Source organism: Acinetobacter sp. Ac_5812 (assembly GCF_013072695.1).
Taxonomy (GTDB): Bacteria; Pseudomonadota; Gammaproteobacteria; order Pseudomonadales; family Moraxellaceae; genus Acinetobacter.
On record NZ_LXUK01000010.1, the window covers coordinates 25,842 to 44,694 of the forward strand.

Below are 18,853 nucleotides of genomic sequence, written 5' to 3' on the forward strand. Positions count from 1 at the left end.
GCAAAATACTTATGCAGTAGGTGATTACATTGTTCAGCGAAACATGAACAAATTGCTCTAGATCAACCGAATCACCACTCGCCATTTGTACGTGGACCTAATCAATCCGCACGGTTCCACTTTTTACGGATGCATCGCATATGCCAAGCGTACCATCCGTTTAGCCACTTCAACTGAAATTGAATTACGGACGGTGAATAACAATGAACATGAATGAAAACATTGCTTCAGAAATTGAAGCTCGTAGCGCTTTTGAAAATAAATACGGCGTGGTCGGTAGTCTGTTGGCCAGTGGCAATTATTCTTCTTGGGTGCATCAGGCGAAATGGGAAGCTTTTCGTGATGGTTGGATGCAAAGTGAAGTAGAAACAAAAAAATCTATCTATCAAATGCAAACACCAGCCATCAGCGATGACCAATTGGAAGTGGAAAAATTACTGCAGTTGCTCGATGACTTTTGGAATAAGAAATGGGGCGATTGGAAATCATCTGCAGATATGGTGGCGCAAGGTGAGGCAAATGCCTATGAACATGCGAGAGGATTGCTTGAAACGGCGATAAAACAAGATGAAGCCACATGCCAGTGGTTACGCAATCAATTGGCAACGATTCAAACTGAATTGGATGCTTTTATCACATTCGTTAATGAACACCTTGCTTACCATGAAAGTGATGGTCCAGATTTAATGTCGAAGATCCAGAAGCTCAAACATTTGATAAAGGTTAAACCATGATTACGGTTCAAATAGAGATGTGTGGCTTTGGGATTAAACGGCGTTGGGAGTTTGGAGATCCGCGCCGTGCGCCAATTACAGTTTTAGAAATGGGCTTCATTAAGGTTTGTAAAATGCGTGGTGATAGTAAACTGGTTGAGTTCATGAGGGGTTATGCAGACGACAAAGAATTCAACTGGCATCCCAAAGTACGCATTGCACGTAGAAAAGCAGAACGTAAAGCCTATTCGTACTATGACAACCACTACAAACAGCAGATTAGAGAACTTTTCGATCGCCAAAATGTAGACCGCCAAAAACAATATGAATTGGAACGCCAAAACAAAGCGTTATTGGCTGTTATTGAACTTAAAAAAGAACAATCGTAGGTATATACCATGACGGGAATTGAATATTTTCAGAAATATGGCTGGAGTCACGCCGTCCAGTCCGTTAGTCGAATTCCAAGTGAATACAACGAATATTCACCAGAACTCAAAACTGTTGTTGTAAACGGCAACTTTCGTTATGCGATGGCTGCGGAAATCAGCAAAAAGAAAACTGAAGTCTATGTCACTGAGCTCAAACAAATCATTGAGAGTGAAAAGCTACTAGAAGACTTCTTTAACTTGAATCTGGTTGGTATAGAAAAAGGCTTAAGTAATGCTAAGCGTGAAATGCAAGACATGGAAGAACAGGGGATTGTTGAATTCAACCATCGTTTTGATGACGACCTGACTTGCACCACGGAACGCATGAAACTTGCCATCGCTCAAATAGACCATCTTTATCAAAACAACATTACAAAAAGTGAGTAATGCCCATGTTAGAAATGTTCCAAAATCAAACTATGCGATATATCTCTATTGCCATTGGCGTGATTAGTATCTTTATATTCCTGTACCTACTTAAACTCGGTGAGGGGCTTGTCATTAGCCTTATGGTTGCTGTGTTCATATGTGGTTTGAGTTTACTCAAACTGAAAAACTACTATGAAAAAAATAACCCATACATCAGTGCAGAACACCTTGCTTGGCTGTATGGTGAATTGCAAGAATATGACCAGGATCTATTCACAACTGTTAGCAATCTGACCAAGAGTACTGGACGTTTAGAATTGAGCCAGCTTAAATCAATCCGTAACCGCTATGCTTCTTCCATGAACGAAACTCAACTACAAGCATTGGCCAGTGAACATACTGAAGAAAGCAAATATCGCTTAGACCAGTACAACTACTCAATTTATGTGATGGATGAAGTCATTAATCAATATTAATGGCTGTATGCAATCTCTATTAACATCGCCGTGTTATATATCTGCTATACGCGGTATCAAATGTATAAAGAGATATAAAACTATTGAAAGGTTTATAAAATGAACACAACTCTACCTATTCTTATTCATAGCGTTATTGGTGGTATTGGTGAACATCCAGATGCTAAAAAACGAAGCTTAGGATACGGCGCTATCATGCTGTATATACCGATTGAACATATGGTCGGTTCAGGTGTACTTAAGCTGATGATTGATGTGAATACACTGTCGATCTATGCGTCTGAAAATCCTAATTACCTAAAACAACCACATACCATCAATGAAGCTTCTCACTTGTGGAATGCATTGCGCTTTGACAGTGCTTCTAAAGCCAGTCGGAAGGTCATTCATGATAATGGGTATGTTGAGTGTTTGTTTTCCATTCCTATGAAGGTTCTTGAGCCATTTATGGGTGCTGAATTGATTCAAAACGAATTAGGACTTCCATACATGGCCATCGATCAAAGTGACAAGTCGAAATGCATGCCGATTTGGTATGATGTCAGTAAATCGACCAATCAATTTATTGATGGCAACTACAACGATTATCCTGGTGTGCAGCCAACTTAAATTTTTAAGAAAAGTTTTTAGCTTTGATGATTTGTTAATTATTTATATCGACCACATTGGCGATGATGAAGAGAACAGACTCAATATGGCCCGTTTAATGGGCCACATTTATTTTTATAGATTAGGGATGCTAACTGCGTGAAAACAAAAATCATTTTAAACATCATTTTGTGGACCTTAACCGTCCTAACTTGTTATGCGTGGATTGCCTTTACGTTTATTGAACCAGTTGGCTACACCATGACTTTTCTTGTTATTTTAATATTGATGACAGTAGTGCTCAGCTGGTGCTTGGCAACACCTTATATTAAGACCAAAGACCGAACCAAGCGACTAGACGAAAACTTTAAGCTACTTATGCTCTCTGTTGCTGTTGTTCCACTCCTAATGTTTCTACTGTCATATGGTTTTATATGGTGTTTCAAAACGCTAGAAAAGAAACAGTTCAACCATGACCATATTGCTGCGATGGTACCGGGTAGTAACTTCAATCAACTACAAAAGTTTGCCAAGGAAAACTACAACGCGCCACTTGTGTTAGGTGACTTTAACGAAAGTTGGGCTTTAACTTCCTTAGATATACCGCAAGCTTCTCCAGCTTCATTAAGATCTAGTACAGGATATTGCCTGGTGAATATGTCTAAAACCAGCATGAACACCATGTATAAAGAAGCAAAAACCGATGTAAGCTACAACGATTGGGAAATGCTGATATTAGCGCACGAGTTATCTCACTGTTTAGATCGTGCGACCGATGTGCCTGGTGAACTTGGCCAGCCACTTAAAGCATTAAATTCAATTGCGCCGTCTTATCGGTCCAAAGTAAAGATGGATGATGTATCTACCTTTGTAACGGCTGAAAGTAGCGGTAAAACGCAACTATGGCGAGAATCTTATGCGGATCTGTTTGCGGTAGGTTTTATGTCACTTGATCCAAAATACGATACTGCAGCGTTAAGAGAAAGCCTGATTAAATTACGTGAAAAACGTAAGGCACAAGATCCAACCCATAATTCGGTGTGTTGGTTGCAGTATTCTAAGAGTCAGCCTTTCCCACAAAAAGGTTCGGATGTTTATTCTTGGGCAAATAACATCAGAATTAAAGCGCCGTGCGAGTTGAAATAACTTGTCTTCAGACAAATTAAAAGCCCGAATTTCGGGCATCTTTTATACCAGCTAATTAACAATAAAAGCCAGGGCTTATAGTTGGTGCAGACATATCATCATAGATGCAATCTATACTGACTGCAGGTTTATCAATGTGGCTAAATAAGCTTGGATTGACCAATTGATTTGTTAGCTTAGATTTTTCTATACTAAAGCCAACCAGTTCAACTTCACAATCACACACGTAATGGAATTTTGCCTTACCGTGCAACACAAATACATTAGGTGACTTCACATACATCTTGAAGTACTCGGCTTGAGTTTGTGACAATGGAACCTCCAGCACCACAAAGCCATTTGGTACGACAAAAACTGCAGATCCATCTTTTACTGAGTAAACGATGGCTAGAACATCAGAAGCACGTTCAAAACCCACACTTTTTTTTATCATTTAGATTACCTTTTTATATTGTAGCGAATGAACGTTGTAAAACAGATTGTAGATCTGCTTCATTTGTAATATTCGCCTCGAGCGCAGCGTTTCGTACATCAGCTAGGTTTAACCAATGGCGGTGCTCAGCTTTAGTTTTTTCAATTTTGTGTGGTGTTCTTGGGTATTCCCAACTCCAGTAATGCTTTTTATAAATCTCCTTATCTTTCACAAGATACGCCTGTATAGATTGACTATCCTCATTAGTTGCATAGCCAACGCCAAAGTAAATATCTAAACCTTGCTTTAGTGCAGTTTGATAATCGGCTTCAAATTGAATAACAAGGGATTCAATCCTAGCTTCATGAGAAAAGATACTAGATAGTTTTAACATCACACGGCTCCAAGTTTAAGGCAATATGCCTCGAGATAAAACCATTATAACGGTCAAAATCCACTAAATTAGTTTATTTAAAAAAAATTTCATTAAAGTTAAACCCTTGAAGATTAAAACATACGGCGAAAAACTTAGGTTTTTTATTCAATATTAATCAGACTTACTCAAATTTAGTCTAGATGAACTGGTATTTTTAAAATTAAGGCTGCTTCGCGTTCCCATTTGTGAACAGATTCTCATTTTTGAGAATGAATTATATTTCATTTTTTGACTGACACTGGAACAATTAGCCATAGACGAGTAGGGGGTGGGTAAAGCCATATACCACATTTAAGAAATAACGCCGTAGTGGTGTTAATTCATTGTTAATTGAGTATGGTTTGAATTAAGGCTTGATGGAAATGCATTAGTAGAATTATGGGTGCTGAATTATCAAAATTAAGTTTTGGATTATTTTAATCAATTAAAAAAACATCGTTTGCGTTTATAAAGCCAGCAGTTGATCAATTAGCTGATCAACGCAAGGGTATTAACCTTTTTTATGGTTTAAATACTTTTGAGTACGTTCTAATAATTTCGGGATGGTTTTTTCTGCTTCTTCTTGGGTGAGATGCAAACCATAAAATTTATTAGTTGTTCCGTAGCTTTCATTAAGTACTGAATAGGGAATATATAAGGTGTACATGTCTTGTTCTACTGAGTACAACGTGATGAAGTCAGTCGTATATGAAAACTTGCCATTTTCGCTCTCTAGCTTGATTTGTTGGTGTTTAACGAGCTTGAGTGGTGAAATGCAGTCACCGCCATAGATCGCAACTGTGCCACGCTCTTTGTACAGCTTAATGAGTTTTTTGGTGCATTTTAACGGCTTGCCGTGTTTGTCCAATTTTGGTTGGTTGCGAACAAAGATGTTATAGCGAAGATTCGAGTCACCAAGCATCCCGCTTGTTGTTTCACTGATGGTCAATTGGCGTTTAGACTTCTTATAAAACTCTAATAAGCGTTGCTGTAAATTGAACCGTGAAACACCGCATTCGATGTCAAAATCTAGACTTTTAAAAGCGTTTTTATTACTGTTGTTTCCAAAGTAACAAACTGCATCGTTAAACATTTGCGTTAAGTTTGCAAAAATTAAGAGAAAGTCGTTTTGTGGGTACGGACGTTTTTGATACATGCACCCAAACTCACTGTCTGACAACTTATAAAAATAGGTGCGAACGCCAGTATAACTGCAAAGTGAATCATAAATGCGTGTGCCTTTAATTTGAATCTGAGTAACATAGCTAGATGAAAATTCAGGGGTAGCCCAAAGCATAGGGCTGAACAGGATGTCTTTCACTAATCCATTGTCGTATGCACGGTCGCCAACGCGACTCTTTTGGTTAATGCGGTCGTTTTGGGTGTAAACATGGATGTTCTTCAGCTCCAACGTTTCACGTTTGAACACGGTCTTTTCAGCGGTAGCAGTAGCGGTCGTCATGGTGAAGTTCCTTATCGGCTTAAATACGTGTGTGCAAAAATTGCTTGCATGGTTTTAAAAATTTGGTCTGTTTCAAAGTAGTCAGAAATTTGCTCTTGGAATGGGCTTTGATGGTTGCGAACCAACGTGCGAATCGCAGAACTATTTAAGGTGTCTGAGTTGGTAAAACCATTTTTTAGTACTTTGATCTCAAAATATGGGCTAGTGGATGCAATCACACTGACAATAATGTTGCCGTCTTGGTCTGTCTTAACTGACAATTCAGCAATTGGGCTTAGCTCATGGCGTAAAAAATACATATTGTCGGGGTTATAGATTGCTTTAAATCTGATTCCGTCTTGGCATATAGCGCAAAACAGTTCATTCACCGACTCAGCAGTAAAGATCGCCCCAAACGTCACAACAACAGGCCCGACATTTTTTTGCTGTTTTTCATCATGTTTGATGGTTAGCTCGCAATGCGCTGTAATTAGGTTTTGCATGGTTTATATCCTCAAATGTGATTCAGTGGCATACGCACGTTATCCGTGCGTATGGGTGAATTGAATTAAGAAAGTTCGCGTGACCAACAATCTTCTATACGGTCGTATGCGTAGCCGTTTTGAGCCATTAACGTGCAAATGTCTTCAAGGTTTTTGCCAAAGATATTTACTGAGGTAACTTGGTCGAGTACTGATGTATGACCAAAGTTTTCTTTTAATGTTGCAACGTAGATTTCAACGTCCATGAAGAAGAAATTTGTTTTATCAGCCAATGTCGGCATGTGCTGTTGAAATTGAAGTTGAGCATAGTCACTATCCGCTTGAAGATCCGCAAGGGTTAAATCACAGTTGTTGTCGATGTAATCTGAGATTTCATCAAACAATGTTTCCATGTGAGCACCGCTAAAAGTTTTAGGGAAACCGATGTATAAAGTGCCTTGTAACTGTACTGATTGAGCGTTTAAATTTGACATGCTGTTCACTCCAAGTTTTAAGCTTTCTGCTTTTGATAGTTTCATTTTATGGGAAAACACAACCTGGCAAACTTTTCTCGAAAAATAAGATTTTCAATCTTTTTTTAATCAATTAAAAAACATCGCTTGCGTATTAATATGATTTTTCTATTAGCCGTATCGCCGTAATGCATTAAGAATAATTTAACGAGCAATTAGTTAATTAATTAAGTTTAATTAAATTGTTAAGTTTTAAAACATATGAAGATGAACCAGCTCAAGACCGTCTTGTGCTTGAAAACATCACCATTGCTGAAGCGATGAAGTTAGCTGAAAACAACGGATTCTTTAAAGCAAAGTACCAGGTGCTTAAAGTGATTCAATATTTTGATGTTGAATTGGTACTCACGGCGTCTGATGTTGAGTACTGTGCTGAATTACACCAGTTTAGCGGTGGCTATAACGTGACGGTGCTTGCTGATACACCTGAACAAGATCTTATTGCAATTCTCAATTCATTGGGGATATTGAATTAGAGCCATCTCGTGATAAGAGAATGCAGCTCCGAAAAATGGAGTCTAAATTTAAATCTGCCTTTAAGGGATATGATTTATCCCAAGTATCCATAGTGATATGGTCAGTGTATGTTCACCAGTGGCACGATCGCAAAATTAGTACCGTATATATCTAAAAAAAAACCACAATAACAATTGATGGTTTTTTAATGAGCTTTATAAAATGGGTTCATCATACGCACGGCGTTTGTGTTTTACATTTGGATCTATGCCAATTTGATTCGGATATAACAGGTTTAATACCTGGTTAATGCGATCAACTACGCATTGATTAAACAAGATATGACAGTTACCGTTTTCGTAGATCTTAATGCGTAATAAATTATCATCAATGCTATGCCAGATACCACGATCTAACCTGAGTTTATCTAATCTAGTGTGGTCTAAAGGCTTGCCAAATAACTGCCTTGCTATAAAGCGTACTTCTTCCACTAAATTATCTCGTCTGCAATAAGAATGGTAGCTATTGTGATGAATGATCACGCACGGCTTAATACCAGCACCAAGATTGGTTTTGTATTTGCTTGATAATTGGCAAAACAATGAATCAACTTTACGAGCATATGCCATGTGGCGCGTAGACCAGATAGATTCTAAAAATACATTCACGTTATCCATCGTGAAATCTTCAATTTCATGACGAGCAATTTTATCTGACAACGCATCATATTCTTTTTCAGATATAAAGTTTCTAAGATTGATGATCTCAGTTAACTTCCTCCAGAAGCATGACGATATTTGTTTTAAAGCAGATTCTTCAGTATTGAATGATGATGAATATGATTTTCGGGTGATTGCACTCACAATCTGGTAAGCATCAAGTTCAATATCTTTGATGCTTTCATAAATAACCTTTATTGACGATTTTGCTTTTTCGCATTGCAAAATTAGCTTTTCGACTTCAATAAAGTCTAATTCAGATGCTTGCACTTCTCTTTTTATATTTACCAACATATTCATAATTGCCCACCTAATTAGCTTAATTGTCTATATAGATATTTTAATAAAAACCATGGTCATTAATTTTTTTTTAAAATTTATAAGCTAACTTTTTCACTATAATTAAATTAAATAAGCACAACGCTTAAAACTTGGTGTAGTGGAATATGGCTCAACCTTCAGTTATGTTCTCAACTGATCGAACAAATACCAATGCTATAAAAATCTGTAATGAGGATATTGTTAAATGAAAAAATCAAATGAGCGTTCAGAACATATACGTGCGACAACTAAAGATCTGCTTATTTATCTGCCTTGTGTATTTGCATATTTTTATGCGCTTTCTTCAATAGCAATATTTGCCTACTTATATATGTTGAAGCTTGCAAGTAACCATCCCCAGCAACATGATTTTCTAATCATTACTGTGATTTATGGCTTTTTTGTGATTGGTGTAAACAATGTGATGCAGCGGATCTTAAGGGTGTTCAAGTTGATTGATGATTCCAAGCCATTACAGTTTAACGGCGCTCAATCTTTGTGGGCTGTTTTCGTGATGTGTATAGCTGGAGTACTTGGCTTTCTCACCTCATTTAATCTCATGGGTTGAATAATCTGCATATTACTGAATAAGTCGGCCACCCATTCCTGTTCGTGGTCTACCAGTTATTCTATCCAAGTAGGCCACTTATAACTCAAAATCCTAACAGGCATACATATTAAGGTGAACTAATATGAATAGTTGGGTTGTTAATATTATTATCATTACGATTTTATGGATAGTTTTATATGGATTATACAGAATTTTAGTAGTGTATTTCGCAAGAAAGAGAATGCGTAAAATGGCTGAACAGGAAGAACAACGTAGAGTTGAAATACGAGAAATCTTAAAAAACAAGCTGATTGTATTGAATCAGGTTGCGATTAAAATAGCAGCCGAAGAATTTATGCAGGCATTATTAGATTGGAAATCTGAGAGAACCATTAGGGAAACTATAGCACCCTATAGACCTGAATGGGGTGAGCAAGAAATTCTGAACTGTATTGAACGGAGTGAAAGTCTTATTAATCCAATAATAAAAGTATATCAACCTGTTTATGATGTCGCAATTCAGAAAAAAATCGATCAACCATTTGATTTATCTGGTTATATTCATTCTTTTTTTACGGGTTTTTATTGGAGTGAAGTTGATTATCCTGAAATTGATAAGCCATTGAGCAAATTAAGTGAATTAATGAGAGGTGGGTTATCCCACGAGGAATTCTGGGAAACAGATTATTATAAAAAGCATCTTGTACCTAAAAAAGTACAAGAACGTATGGAAGAACTGAGAAAAATAGGAAAATATTAATTTTATAATTTTTTTATTAGCACTTTATCAAAGATAATTTTAATTGAATGATTAATTTAACATGGCTATTTCAATTCTGGCTCAAAAAATTGCATTAAGCTTGGTTAAAAAACCTAATGGGTTGAAGAATCCAAAACCTTTTTAATCAATTAAAAAACACCGTTTACAGAGATGGATCCGTAAATTTGAACAACTCCTATAAGTGATATTCTGCTCCTCAAATGATGTTATAAACATCAATATATGGAGTATTTTATGGCACGTAGACCAAGAAGAAATCATTCAAACGACTTTAAAGCTAAGGTAGCACTTGCTGCGATCAAAGCAGAAAAAACACTTGCTGAATTGAGTTCTGAGTTTGATGTTCATCAAAACCAAATTATTGACTGGAAAAATCAATTGATCTCAGCTTCCTCGCAAGCTTTCGATCAATCAAAAGCTCCATCAGAACCCCCCATTGATCTTAAAAAGTTACATGCAAAAATCGGTGAGCAGGCATTAGAAATTGATTTTTTAGAAGGTGTGTTGAAGAAACTGGGCCGCTTCAACCACAAAAGTTAATCGATCACTCACTTCAGATTTCAGTATCTAAACAGGCTAAGTTACTGAAAGTCTCTCGTGGTTGTTATTATTATCGCCCAAAACCTGTTAGCTCATCAGATCTGAAACTGATGCGATGTATTGATGAATTACATATGCAATATCCTTTTGCAGGCAGTCGTATGATGCGTGATTTGTTGAATCGTCAAGGACATCATATAGGACGACGTCATACACGTACTTTAATGAAGAAAATGGGTATTCAGGCGTTATATTGCAAACCAAATTTAAGCCAGGCTAATCAAGCTCACCGTAAATATCCATATCTGCTCAAAGGGTTGGCTATTCAGCGCAGTAATCAAGTGTGGTCTACGGATATAACGTATATCCCTATGGCAAAAGGCTTTGTTTATTTATGTGCTGTGATTGATTGGCATAGCCGCAAGGTACTTGCGCATAGGGTATCGATTAGTATGGAGGTGGATTTTTGTATTTCGGCTTTAAATGAAGCGATTGAAAAATATGGTCGACCTGAAATATTTAATACAGACCAAGGCAGCCAGTTTACCAGTGATGCATTTATTGATGTATTGAAATCAAATGGCATTCAAATCAGTATGGATGGTAAAGGTCGATGGGTAGATAATGTGATGGTTGAACGATTATGGCGGAGCGTTAAATATGAAGAGGTGTATCTCAAAGCTTATAGCAGTGTCACAGATGCGAAAAAGCAATTAAGTGCATATTTTGAGTTTTATAATTTGAAACGACCTCATTCGAGTCTAGACAAAATGACACCAAATGAGTTTTACTATGATCAGCTACCCCAACAAAACAAGGTGGCTTAACTAGAGCGGAATATCACTTATAAATACGCTTTTAGTTGTTCAAACAAGTGGGACCACCTCTACCTCTTACCCCATCACCTCGGGTGTAGAGAGTTACACCATCATCATAAGCAGCATAACCATCAAGTTTTGGTGTAACCCTAATCTCAATTAAATTTTGATCAAATTCAATTTCTGACGCAGCTTTAGTAATTCTTTCCGTCCATTTTTTAATTTCATCAAAAGAATATGCTTTATCAGTAGAAAGCATTTTCTTTGGAAGTGGAACTGTTTTGCTATCGATTAAAACTTCAGGCTCTACACTTAATAAGAATGGATTCTCTGGATCAAGAGTTTTGAAGTAGTTAAGATATTCATCATACTCATTATCTTCAATAATCGGATGACCAGATCTGTAAAGTGCATTGGCTACTTTAAGCAATATTTCCAACTCTTCAAAATTATGATCATTTGAAGAAAAAAGCTTCTCTGCATCGTCTATATCTGAATTAAGACCTAGCTTTTCAATAATGGCGATTTGGTTGTCATTAAATTTATATTTAGACATTACTACTACCCTTATACTGCCATTTGAAAATCTAATTGAGTTCTACTTGAAACACTTGAGTTCATGGTGACACCTACCAGGCCCTTTCGTTAAAAGATCGCTATATTCTTCTTCCTTTTGATATAGCCGATGCACATAAACTACCATGGTGCTATTTATGAATATTGAAATGCTTTTGTGTATGTCCAACTTAAATTGACCAACAAATTAGGTTCTTTATCCAAAGCGAATAGATCTGAATAAACATTAAAGTTTTTACCCAAAAATGCATTGTGTAAGAAGTGAATAAGGTCTAGATCCACGTAGTTAACCGTAGACACAATCTTTAAGTATTCAGACAAAGCTTTAAACATCGGTGTTAGCTCTGCGATGGCACGGCTATACCGCTGTTCTGATTTATGCTCTCTATATTTTTCAAAGCCATTTTTCAAAATCCTTTTGAGCTCTGCATCATCAAATGGAATATTTGAATAAAACTCACCAGTACTAAGATCTCCAAAATTAGACATAAAGTTATCAATCACGGGTAATTTACGTTCTAGAGATAAGCGCTGCGTTGATCTGATTAATTTAATGAATGAATAGAAAAACGGTAAGAAGCGTCTGTAGTAATCATAAATGACCTCTGCAAGCTTACGATCGCGAACATCAGCATTGATGGGTACACATTTAGGATATTGCGTAACAAAATTGGGTTTCTGCAGATAAATGGTTAGGTCCTTAAACACCTCAGCACCATTTAGGCGATTAGATTTAAGAAATGACCAATCTACCAAGTCATAATCTACTGCACGAATCTCTCTTAGATTTAATTCATCAAACTTAAAGTTGAGTAGGCGTAGGTAATCTACAAAATTAGCCAAGTACCATGGCTGAGTTTTATCGATGTTGTATTCAGGATGACTATCAATGTCCAAGTGATTTAATAAATTGGTCCACGACTGGTCAATTCCAGCCAAATTAACTTGTTTGTCTATTCGATCAGGGGTAAGCATAGTAATCCCAATTGTATATACTAATTCGTAAGAAATTAGATACATTGTATCAATAATTCCTAGAATAAATATTCTTTTAAATTTTTTATCAATTCTAATTCGCCACACAACAAAAATGCTTATTTACTGAGCTAAAAACTTATATCCAATTAATTAAAACCCTATATAATTATTTTAATACTCTAATTCGAGTGAGTTGTTATGATTAGTGATCCAATCGAAATCGCAAAATTAAAACAAAGCATCTTAGATTTAAGAAACAATATTTTTCCTCCACAAAACCTTTTAACGGTTGATGGATTACCAATTTATTATGGTGAGAAAAAGTTTGTTGATGAATATCTTGCACAATGGATGGACTTTTATCAAAAAGCATTAGAACTTTCTAATCCTTTTGGTGATCCTATTGATTTGTCCGAAATAAATGAAATTCATTTGCCTGTGCATTTTAATTTGCCCGTGTTTGCTCGTAATGTCACTCGCATGATTTTAAATAAAACACTGGCCAAGGAATCTATTACTTTTCGTTCAAGTGCAGATCTGTTTGAGAAGTGCGGATACTTCAATCGTGAATATACGGATTTAATTTATGAGTACTTTGATCGTGATGAAGATAACGTATTGGTCGGGCATCGACCGTATAACGATATTCGTGCGTACTTGTTTTATGCCGGCGATGAAGAGCGTCATCGCACGAGATTTTATAACTCTGGCCTGGTGCTCGGTTATCCCGAAGGTTGGAATAGCATTGAGATCTTAGATAATCGTAACAACACCCGAAAACAGCGTAGTGATGCTTATACAAACCCTTTAGCGAAAAATAACACATGGTTCATCTACAAGAAGCTGTAATTAGCCAAAGCGCCGTGCGAGATCGCAATAGAGCCTTGGATCTATTGAAGTGGATTGCGATTGTGACCATGGTTATTGACCACGCATCAATATTATTTCCTCAATATAATCTGTTGTTGAGGACGATTGGCCGTTGGGCTTTTCCTATTTTTTGTATCATGCTTGCATTCAATTTGAACCAAGCTATTTCTAAAAAGAAAACCCATACATTAAAAAACTATTTTAAAAATTTGGCGTTGTTTTGTGTGCTATCAGAAGTACCGTATCAACTATTCAACCAAGAGCCATTTACAACTCTGAACGTCATGCCTACGTTGCTTTTAGGATTTTTGCTTGTTGTATTAGGGGAATCTAAACATAAATATGCAACGCTGCAGTTTGTCTCTCTGTTAGTCGTGATCACATTGCTATCTAATTTTATTATGTATAGCGTGTGGGGCGTTTTATTAATTGTATTCCTGTATTTATTCTTTAAAACAACCAACGTTCATTCTAAGAAATACTTTTTAATGATCAGCGTCTTGCTCACTTCATTGGCCAACATTTTCAACTGGTTGATTGGTGGCTACTATACGGATATGACTACATATTCTTTGGCATTCTCATTTGCTGTCAGTAGCGCCATTGCAACGTGTATTGGTGCACAATTCCTACTGAAAGGACAGCACATGAATATACCTTTTGAATTACCGCCAGTGGGGAAGTGGGCGTACTGGTTCTATCCAGTACATCTCGTCATCATTTGGATTCTTTTTAAATTTGCATAATAAATTTAGGCATAAAAAAAGCACCAAAGTATTTATGACTAAGGTGCTTTTTTATTGCTTAATCAGCGTTATTCGCTAGATCCAGCATCTAAACCGAATGAGCTAATTTCTTGCTGTCTTTCTTGCTCAGCTGCTTGTTCTGGTGATGCTTGTGGAGTAGGTGCACCAGATTGGTTATTTTGTTGATCATATTGATTCAGCAATTGCTTTAATGCTTCAGGATCTTGAGCAATTTGATTCGCAATTTCTAATGTTGGGTCCTGTTGTTTTTTACCAGCAGCATAACCAAAAATAGCCAAACCAATGAAAGCAGCAAAGAAAGTGGCAAGTACGATCAGTACAAATTTACCAATAATGCTACCTTTGAAGCGTTCAAACCAAGTTTCATCTTCATAGTGGTAAGGTTGGTTAATGTTTTGGCAACCATAGCTAAATGCATCCATCCACGCATTACGAACCAATTGTTTAATTTGTTCTGTTTGCGGTAAATGACCTTTTTTAGCCACGTTTACTTTGATTTTTGGCTCTGCTAATACAAAACGTTTTTCTTCACCATTACCTAGTGTATTAACGAGCTCTACGGTACCAGAACAAGTGAAATAACGACCAACATCATTGTTTTCTAAAGTATCAAAACCACTGATTTGTATTGTTAACTCTTTAAGATCGGCATTCGGGATTTTTATATTTTTAGGTTGACGATTCAAATCTTCAGAATCCGTATCAACTGAGATTGTTAAAAGGTCATTGTTACTAAAAATTGAAACAAGAGGGTCGTGAGATAGAATGTCTTTTTGCTTCTTAATTAAACTCACAATGTATCACCAGTTAAAATAGAAATTAAAAGTATTATATTTTAAAAAAGGGTTTTAGTGATAGTTTATTTTATGTTTAACGTAAAAAAGCCACTTTTAAGAAAGTGGCTTTTAGGTTTAAGGGAGGTAGTTATTATTTATAAAATATTCCTTTTTAATTCTCTTAATCTCCATGCCTTTGTCTAAAAGCAATTTAAACTCATTAAAATCATCACGCATAAGCTTATGAACCTTTAATGATTTTTGACTCTTAGCTTTGATAGCACTGTTGTATTGTACTGCAGCAACCAGATCGTAATGCTTATTTAGATCCAAACCATAAAGTGATGTTAATTTTTCAGAAATATAATCAAATATAACGGTCAAACAGATGACCTTATTGTTAGTGTTAGTCAGTATCTCTTCTGGAAATTCATTATTTCCCGAAGCTGCACTGGCTAAACGTGCCCATTCTGTCATGGGTAGGGAACCATCTTCACCAATCACGTTGATTAAGTTGTTTAAAAAGATAAAGCGGTGATTAAAAAACTTCACTTTGCTTTTTTGCAAAATTCTAAATGTATAAACGTTTGCCCAATACACAACATAGTTTTTAATCTTTAGACCATTGATTGAGTCTTGCGTTAATAAATCTTCATTGGTGATGCCATGATATTGAGTTGCTTCTTCAGTGACTTGTTTTTTTGGCTTCCAGTAGCTCTCTTCAGCATTATAAAGATACTGAGCCTGTTCTATTGATGATGTGCGGCACTTTTTAATACGCGTCAAAATAGACGACTTAATAATGTCAGGCACATCAACTGGATTCTTGACTTTGGCGGTAAATTCCAGTGTGAGGAAACATAATGGTGCTGGCATAGCTTGGCCTTTCTAATATCCCTTAATTTATAACTTAAAACGTTCTATTTTCTGAATTGATATTCGCGAAATAAGGAACTAATTGCTTTTCTCGGTCATGAATGTATGCAGTTGATGACATATCCAATACCGCACCTGGTACATAAGTTAGGTTTAGATTGATATTTTCACCGTTACCATCGATCAAGACGCCATTAAACCGCGCTTTGTCTGGATCTCCTTTTACAAATAGCTGTTGGCCAACATAACCGGACAAGCTATTGATATAGAGGTTTTTCATTTTTTCCGAAGATTGCAAAGCATTTATATAGAGAAGATCCATAATTTTTTCTTCTCCATTTTGATTTCTAATTTTTACTGTTTTTGGACCAACAACATCCACAATTGTAGCAATCCATAAGTCATGATGTTCAACTTCCCAACCATTGTAGCGACTTTCAATCCAATCGGGGCTTAAGAGTCTTGGCTTAAAGGGGTAGGAGTAGATTTTGAATATTAAGATCGAAACCACAATTATGATTGGCAAGCCAAAACATATTTTTATTTTATGTTTCTTAAAAGCACTGTTAAACATAACCGTATATACCAAAAAATTTAAAATCATTTTAACTTAAAATAATAAGTTTGTATTGGTTAAAACCATTGATATATCAATTATTCATCACTGTTATAGGTATAGCCATCATCACTACTGCGATCTTTACCTACTAATAATGCTTCAATACGCTTAGCTTCAGCTATTGTTCTGAGTGCATTTTCCTTTTTTTCTTGTCGTTCTGTATGTTTACGAATCGCTTCAAGAACCTCAGGAGATAAGGCGTTTTCAGGTTGTTGTTCTTGGGCTTCAGGCTCGGAAGCACTTGCTTCTTCAGCCTTTATAGGTTGGTCTTTTTTCTTAGGATCTACCAAGTCATAAAACACAAGTTCTTTTGATTCACTCGTTGCCGATTCGTCTAAAAACTTCTGTTCTTGACCTTTTAATGGATCTTGTTCATTTGGAGTATTAGAGTTATTACAGGCACTTAAAAGGGTGGAAATTAAAATAACCGTTGCGAAAATAAAAAGGGTTTTAGACACGTTGAAAATCCTTTAATATAATAACGTATTCTACATAATAAAAGTCCGTAGGTAAAAGTATGTCTTCAGATAAAAATAGTTCTGATAGTGCTACACAAAAGGTAAATATTACCAATGAGGTTTTAGATGAAGCTGCCATTAAACAGGCAATTGAAGCTAGTCAACCCCGTAAATCAGGTATTTTAAAGCGAGTCTTTTTTGATTTCGGGCGTAAAACCCACTGGAGTTCAGCTAGAAAAGGGTTTTTACCGCATTTATCTAATATTAGATCAATGCTGTCTCCAACATGCCCCGAATGCGGTAAATCGATTTTAATGCATGACAACAGGATTCCACGTTCTTATAAAGGCAACGTGAATTGGGTATGTGCACACCCTTTATGTGAATATGAAATTGTCGCACCTAACAATTTTAAACAACTGAAAAGACTCATTGCTAATACTCACTACCCAAGAGGGCAAGAACGTTTAGCTTCAATGAGTAATGATGAAATAGACAAGCTTGTTAAAAACCATCAGTTTTCGTCTTATTTGTATTTAGCATTATCTATGTTTACAGGCTTGTACGTAGTTTATATGTTCTTTAAAGCGCTATATCCAATGCTTGTTGTACCAGGTGTATTATTGGTGTTTTATCTATACATGGTTAGCATCAATTCAGCTTATCGTGCGTGGCAAGTCCGTACTGGTCTTTTATTTTTACCGAATGCGCCATTCTTGGCATGGTTCCGCTATGCGCCAAAAAAATATAGCTTATCGTGGTATGACGGCAAAAACCCATTGCCAGTTGAAACACTGAATAAGTTAGCTGACCGTAAACAGCACCTAATCGACAATTTCAACAACAACGATAAAGGTGCTGATTAATATGCTGTTAAAACCAACGCTATTTGCGACTCTATTAGGATCAAGCGTTGCTTATGCTCAATTGCCTCAAAGTTCTGAGGCTCTAGGTGCATATGCAAACCATGTCAATTCTAATGGATCAAGTACACCATATCGACCATTTCAGGTCATGACCAACACTCAGCAAGAAACGGCGCCAGCAAAGCCAAGAGGATTTACGAGTCGTTACTTGGGCGTGAAGTACACACCGCAAAAAACTGAAGAAACTCCGACTAGCACTGAGCGCACGGCAGTTGCACAAAATGGACCACAACCTAGTGGCCAGCAAGCACCAGCACCACAACAACAACCCGTTCGCCAGAATATCCGTCCTGTTTCTTATACCTATCCAACTACGCAATACAATCAATACAACCAAGCGAGTGTATCTTACGATCAAACCGTACCGGGTAGAGTCGCTACTTTGAGTTGTGTTATTCATGCTGCGCGGTCAGAAGGTGTTCCGCTGTATGTTTTATTGGGTATACATAGCAAAGAGCGTGGTACCAATGGACAAACAGCGCAAAACAAAAACCGTTCATTGGATATGGGGCAATTCCAAATCAATTCCATGCACTTTAAACGTGGCGGTATGTTTGAAAATTATAACAGCCATTATGTGCGTACTGATGGATGTCTGAATGCGCGACTTGCAGCCAAGATCTTGCGAAATCGATTAACCACAAAACCGTCAACCGATTTTTGGGTTAGAGCAGCTGCTTACCACTCATGGACGCCATCTTTTAATGCGATATATCGCAATGGCACGGCGAAACAACCTGGTTTAGTTGCGTATGCACTTCAATGGAAAAAATGGCTTGAGAGAAAGGGGATAAATCCTAACTAATCAGCTGAATA

General features: G+C 36.7%; 26 protein-coding genes. 14 read left to right on the plus strand and 12 right to left on the minus strand.

The window, feature by feature from the left end:
* Window positions 1-203 precede the first annotated feature (203 nt).
* From A7P55_RS08855 to A7P55_RS08880, 6 genes are all read left to right on the plus strand, one after another.
* Window positions 204-734, plus strand: a complete 531-nt coding sequence (locus A7P55_RS08855; RefSeq protein WP_033917402.1) for a hypothetical protein — start codon at window positions 204-206, stop codon at window positions 732-734.
* Entirely contained in the window at window positions 731-1,102 is a 372-nt protein-coding gene (locus A7P55_RS08860; RefSeq protein ID WP_005005929.1) for a hypothetical protein, read from the plus strand. The genes A7P55_RS08855 and A7P55_RS08860 overlap by 4 nt, the downstream gene beginning before the upstream one ends.
* Window positions 1,103-1,111: 9 nt before the next feature.
* Window positions 1,112-1,531: a hypothetical protein gene (locus tag A7P55_RS08865; protein ID WP_033917401.1), complete on the plus strand. Its 420-nt coding sequence runs from the start codon at window positions 1,112-1,114 to the stop codon at window positions 1,529-1,531.
* Window positions 1,532-1,536: 5 nt separating this feature from the next.
* Complete coding sequence (locus A7P55_RS08870; protein ID WP_043041543.1) at window positions 1,537-1,989, plus strand: hypothetical protein; 453 nt, start codon at window positions 1,537-1,539, stop codon at window positions 1,987-1,989.
* Between the two features lie 99 nt (window positions 1,990-2,088).
* Complete coding sequence (locus A7P55_RS08875; protein WP_005005975.1) at window positions 2,089-2,598, plus strand: hypothetical protein; 510 nt, start codon at window positions 2,089-2,091, stop codon at window positions 2,596-2,598.
* 138 nt (window positions 2,599-2,736) lie between these two features.
* Entirely contained in the window at window positions 2,737-3,723 is a 987-nt protein-coding gene (locus A7P55_RS08880) for a hypothetical protein (protein ID WP_171551853.1), read from the plus strand.
* 55 nt (window positions 3,724-3,778) lie between these two features.
* On the opposite strand, the gene A7P55_RS08885 is transcribed toward A7P55_RS08880, so the two are convergent.
* From A7P55_RS08885 to A7P55_RS08905, 5 genes are all read right to left on the minus strand, one after another.
* Complete coding sequence (locus A7P55_RS08885; RefSeq protein ID WP_171551854.1) at window positions 3,779-4,156, minus strand: hypothetical protein; 378 nt, start codon at window positions 4,154-4,156, stop codon at window positions 3,779-3,781.
* Between the two features lie 13 nt (window positions 4,157-4,169).
* Complete coding sequence (locus A7P55_RS08890) at window positions 4,170-4,529, minus strand: hypothetical protein (RefSeq protein WP_005005980.1); 360 nt, start codon at window positions 4,527-4,529, stop codon at window positions 4,170-4,172.
* Window positions 4,530-5,061: 532 nt separating this feature from the next.
* On the minus strand, window positions 5,062-6,012 hold the full coding sequence (locus A7P55_RS08895; RefSeq protein ID WP_005005981.1) for a hypothetical protein: 951 nt from the start codon (window positions 6,010-6,012) through the stop codon (window positions 5,062-5,064).
* A gap of 11 nt (window positions 6,013-6,023) precedes the next feature.
* Complete coding sequence (locus A7P55_RS08900; RefSeq protein ID WP_171551855.1) at window positions 6,024-6,494, minus strand: hypothetical protein; 471 nt, start codon at window positions 6,492-6,494, stop codon at window positions 6,024-6,026.
* Between the two features lie 65 nt (window positions 6,495-6,559).
* On the minus strand, window positions 6,560-6,967 hold the full coding sequence (locus tag A7P55_RS08905) for a hypothetical protein (RefSeq protein ID WP_005005986.1): 408 nt from the start codon (window positions 6,965-6,967) through the stop codon (window positions 6,560-6,562).
* 221 nt (window positions 6,968-7,188) lie between these two features.
* Between A7P55_RS08905 and A7P55_RS08910 the strand changes: the two genes are divergently transcribed.
* Window positions 7,189-7,482: a hypothetical protein gene (locus A7P55_RS08910; protein WP_005005987.1), complete on the plus strand. Its 294-nt coding sequence runs from the start codon at window positions 7,189-7,191 to the stop codon at window positions 7,480-7,482.
* Window positions 7,483-7,677: 195 nt separating this feature from the next.
* Here the strand turns inward: A7P55_RS08910 and A7P55_RS08915 are convergent, their stop codons facing one another.
* The gene (locus A7P55_RS08915) at window positions 7,678-8,481 is read right to left on the minus strand and encodes a DUF4942 domain-containing protein (RefSeq protein WP_171551856.1); all 804 of its coding nucleotides are present in this window, start codon (window positions 8,479-8,481) and stop codon (window positions 7,678-7,680) included.
* A gap of 226 nt (window positions 8,482-8,707) precedes the next feature.
* Here A7P55_RS08915 and A7P55_RS08920 point away from each other — a divergent pair, with 226 nt between their 5' ends.
* The 3 genes from A7P55_RS08920 (at window position 8,708) to A7P55_RS08930 (ending at window position 11,200) form a co-directional block, all read left to right on the plus strand.
* Window positions 8,708-9,070: a hypothetical protein gene (locus A7P55_RS08920; RefSeq protein WP_063454714.1), complete on the plus strand. Its 363-nt coding sequence runs from the start codon at window positions 8,708-8,710 to the stop codon at window positions 9,068-9,070.
* A 124-nt stretch (window positions 9,071-9,194) separates the two neighbouring features.
* The gene (locus tag A7P55_RS08925; protein WP_004647761.1) at window positions 9,195-9,812 is read left to right on the plus strand and encodes a hypothetical protein; all 618 of its coding nucleotides are present in this window, start codon (window positions 9,195-9,197) and stop codon (window positions 9,810-9,812) included.
* A gap of 255 nt (window positions 9,813-10,067) precedes the next feature.
* Window positions 10,068-11,200, plus strand: a protein-coding gene (locus A7P55_RS08930) for an IS3-like element ISAba14 family transposase (RefSeq protein WP_228254384.1) whose coding sequence is annotated in 2 segments (ribosomal slippage) — window positions 10,068-10,320 and window positions 10,320-11,200 — 1,134 coding nt in all. Because the reading frame shifts where the segments join, the coding sequence is not laid out codon by codon here.
* Between the two features lie 31 nt (window positions 11,201-11,231).
* On the opposite strand, the gene A7P55_RS08935 is transcribed toward A7P55_RS08930, so the two are convergent.
* Both A7P55_RS08935 and A7P55_RS08940 read right to left on the minus strand, forming a co-directional pair.
* The gene (locus tag A7P55_RS08935; RefSeq protein WP_252727844.1) at window positions 11,232-11,747 is read right to left on the minus strand and encodes a hypothetical protein; all 516 of its coding nucleotides are present in this window, start codon (window positions 11,745-11,747) and stop codon (window positions 11,232-11,234) included.
* A gap of 155 nt (window positions 11,748-11,902) precedes the next feature.
* Window positions 11,903-12,742: a hypothetical protein gene (locus tag A7P55_RS08940; RefSeq protein ID WP_227553478.1), complete on the minus strand. Its 840-nt coding sequence runs from the start codon at window positions 12,740-12,742 to the stop codon at window positions 11,903-11,905.
* A 201-nt stretch (window positions 12,743-12,943) separates the two neighbouring features.
* On the opposite strand from A7P55_RS08940, the gene A7P55_RS08945 reads away from it, so the two are divergent.
* Together A7P55_RS08945 and A7P55_RS08950 are read left to right on the plus strand one after the other, a co-directional pair.
* Window positions 12,944-13,594: a hypothetical protein gene (locus A7P55_RS08945; RefSeq protein ID WP_024160879.1), complete on the plus strand. Its 651-nt coding sequence runs from the start codon at window positions 12,944-12,946 to the stop codon at window positions 13,592-13,594.
* On the plus strand, window positions 13,570-14,361 hold the full coding sequence (locus A7P55_RS08950; protein WP_043041422.1) for a TraX family protein: 792 nt from the start codon (window positions 13,570-13,572) through the stop codon (window positions 14,359-14,361). Before A7P55_RS08945 ends, A7P55_RS08950 begins: the two co-directional genes overlap by 25 nt.
* Before the next feature lie 68 nt (window positions 14,362-14,429).
* On the opposite strand, the gene A7P55_RS08955 is transcribed toward A7P55_RS08950, so the two are convergent.
* The 4 genes from A7P55_RS08955 to A7P55_RS08970 all read right to left on the minus strand — a co-directional run bounded on the left by A7P55_RS08955 (window position 14,430) and on the right by A7P55_RS08970 (window position 17,111).
* Window positions 14,430-15,176, minus strand: a complete 747-nt coding sequence (locus tag A7P55_RS08955; protein WP_024160733.1) for a hypothetical protein — start codon at window positions 15,174-15,176, stop codon at window positions 14,430-14,432.
* 117 nt (window positions 15,177-15,293) lie between these two features.
* Window positions 15,294-16,034, minus strand: coding sequence for a hypothetical protein (locus A7P55_RS08960; protein WP_044111932.1), 741 nt, complete (start codon window positions 16,032-16,034; stop codon window positions 15,294-15,296).
* 34 nt (window positions 16,035-16,068) lie between these two features.
* Complete coding sequence (locus tag A7P55_RS08965; RefSeq protein WP_024160732.1) at window positions 16,069-16,608, minus strand: hypothetical protein; 540 nt, start codon at window positions 16,606-16,608, stop codon at window positions 16,069-16,071.
* 80 nt (window positions 16,609-16,688) lie between these two features.
* Window positions 16,689-17,111, minus strand: a complete 423-nt coding sequence (locus A7P55_RS08970) for a hypothetical protein (RefSeq protein ID WP_005028504.1) — start codon at window positions 17,109-17,111, stop codon at window positions 16,689-16,691.
* A 59-nt stretch (window positions 17,112-17,170) separates the two neighbouring features.
* On the opposite strand from A7P55_RS08970, the gene A7P55_RS08975 reads away from it, so the two are divergent.
* Both A7P55_RS08975 and A7P55_RS08980 read left to right on the plus strand, forming a co-directional pair.
* Window positions 17,171-17,977: a hypothetical protein gene (locus A7P55_RS08975; protein ID WP_005028502.1), complete on the plus strand. Its 807-nt coding sequence runs from the start codon at window positions 17,171-17,173 to the stop codon at window positions 17,975-17,977.
* A 1-nt stretch (window position 17,978) separates the two neighbouring features.
* The gene (locus A7P55_RS08980) at window positions 17,979-18,842 is read left to right on the plus strand and encodes a lytic transglycosylase domain-containing protein (protein ID WP_005028500.1); all 864 of its coding nucleotides are present in this window, start codon (window positions 17,979-17,981) and stop codon (window positions 18,840-18,842) included.
* The last annotated feature ends 11 nt before the right edge of the window (window positions 18,843-18,853 follow it).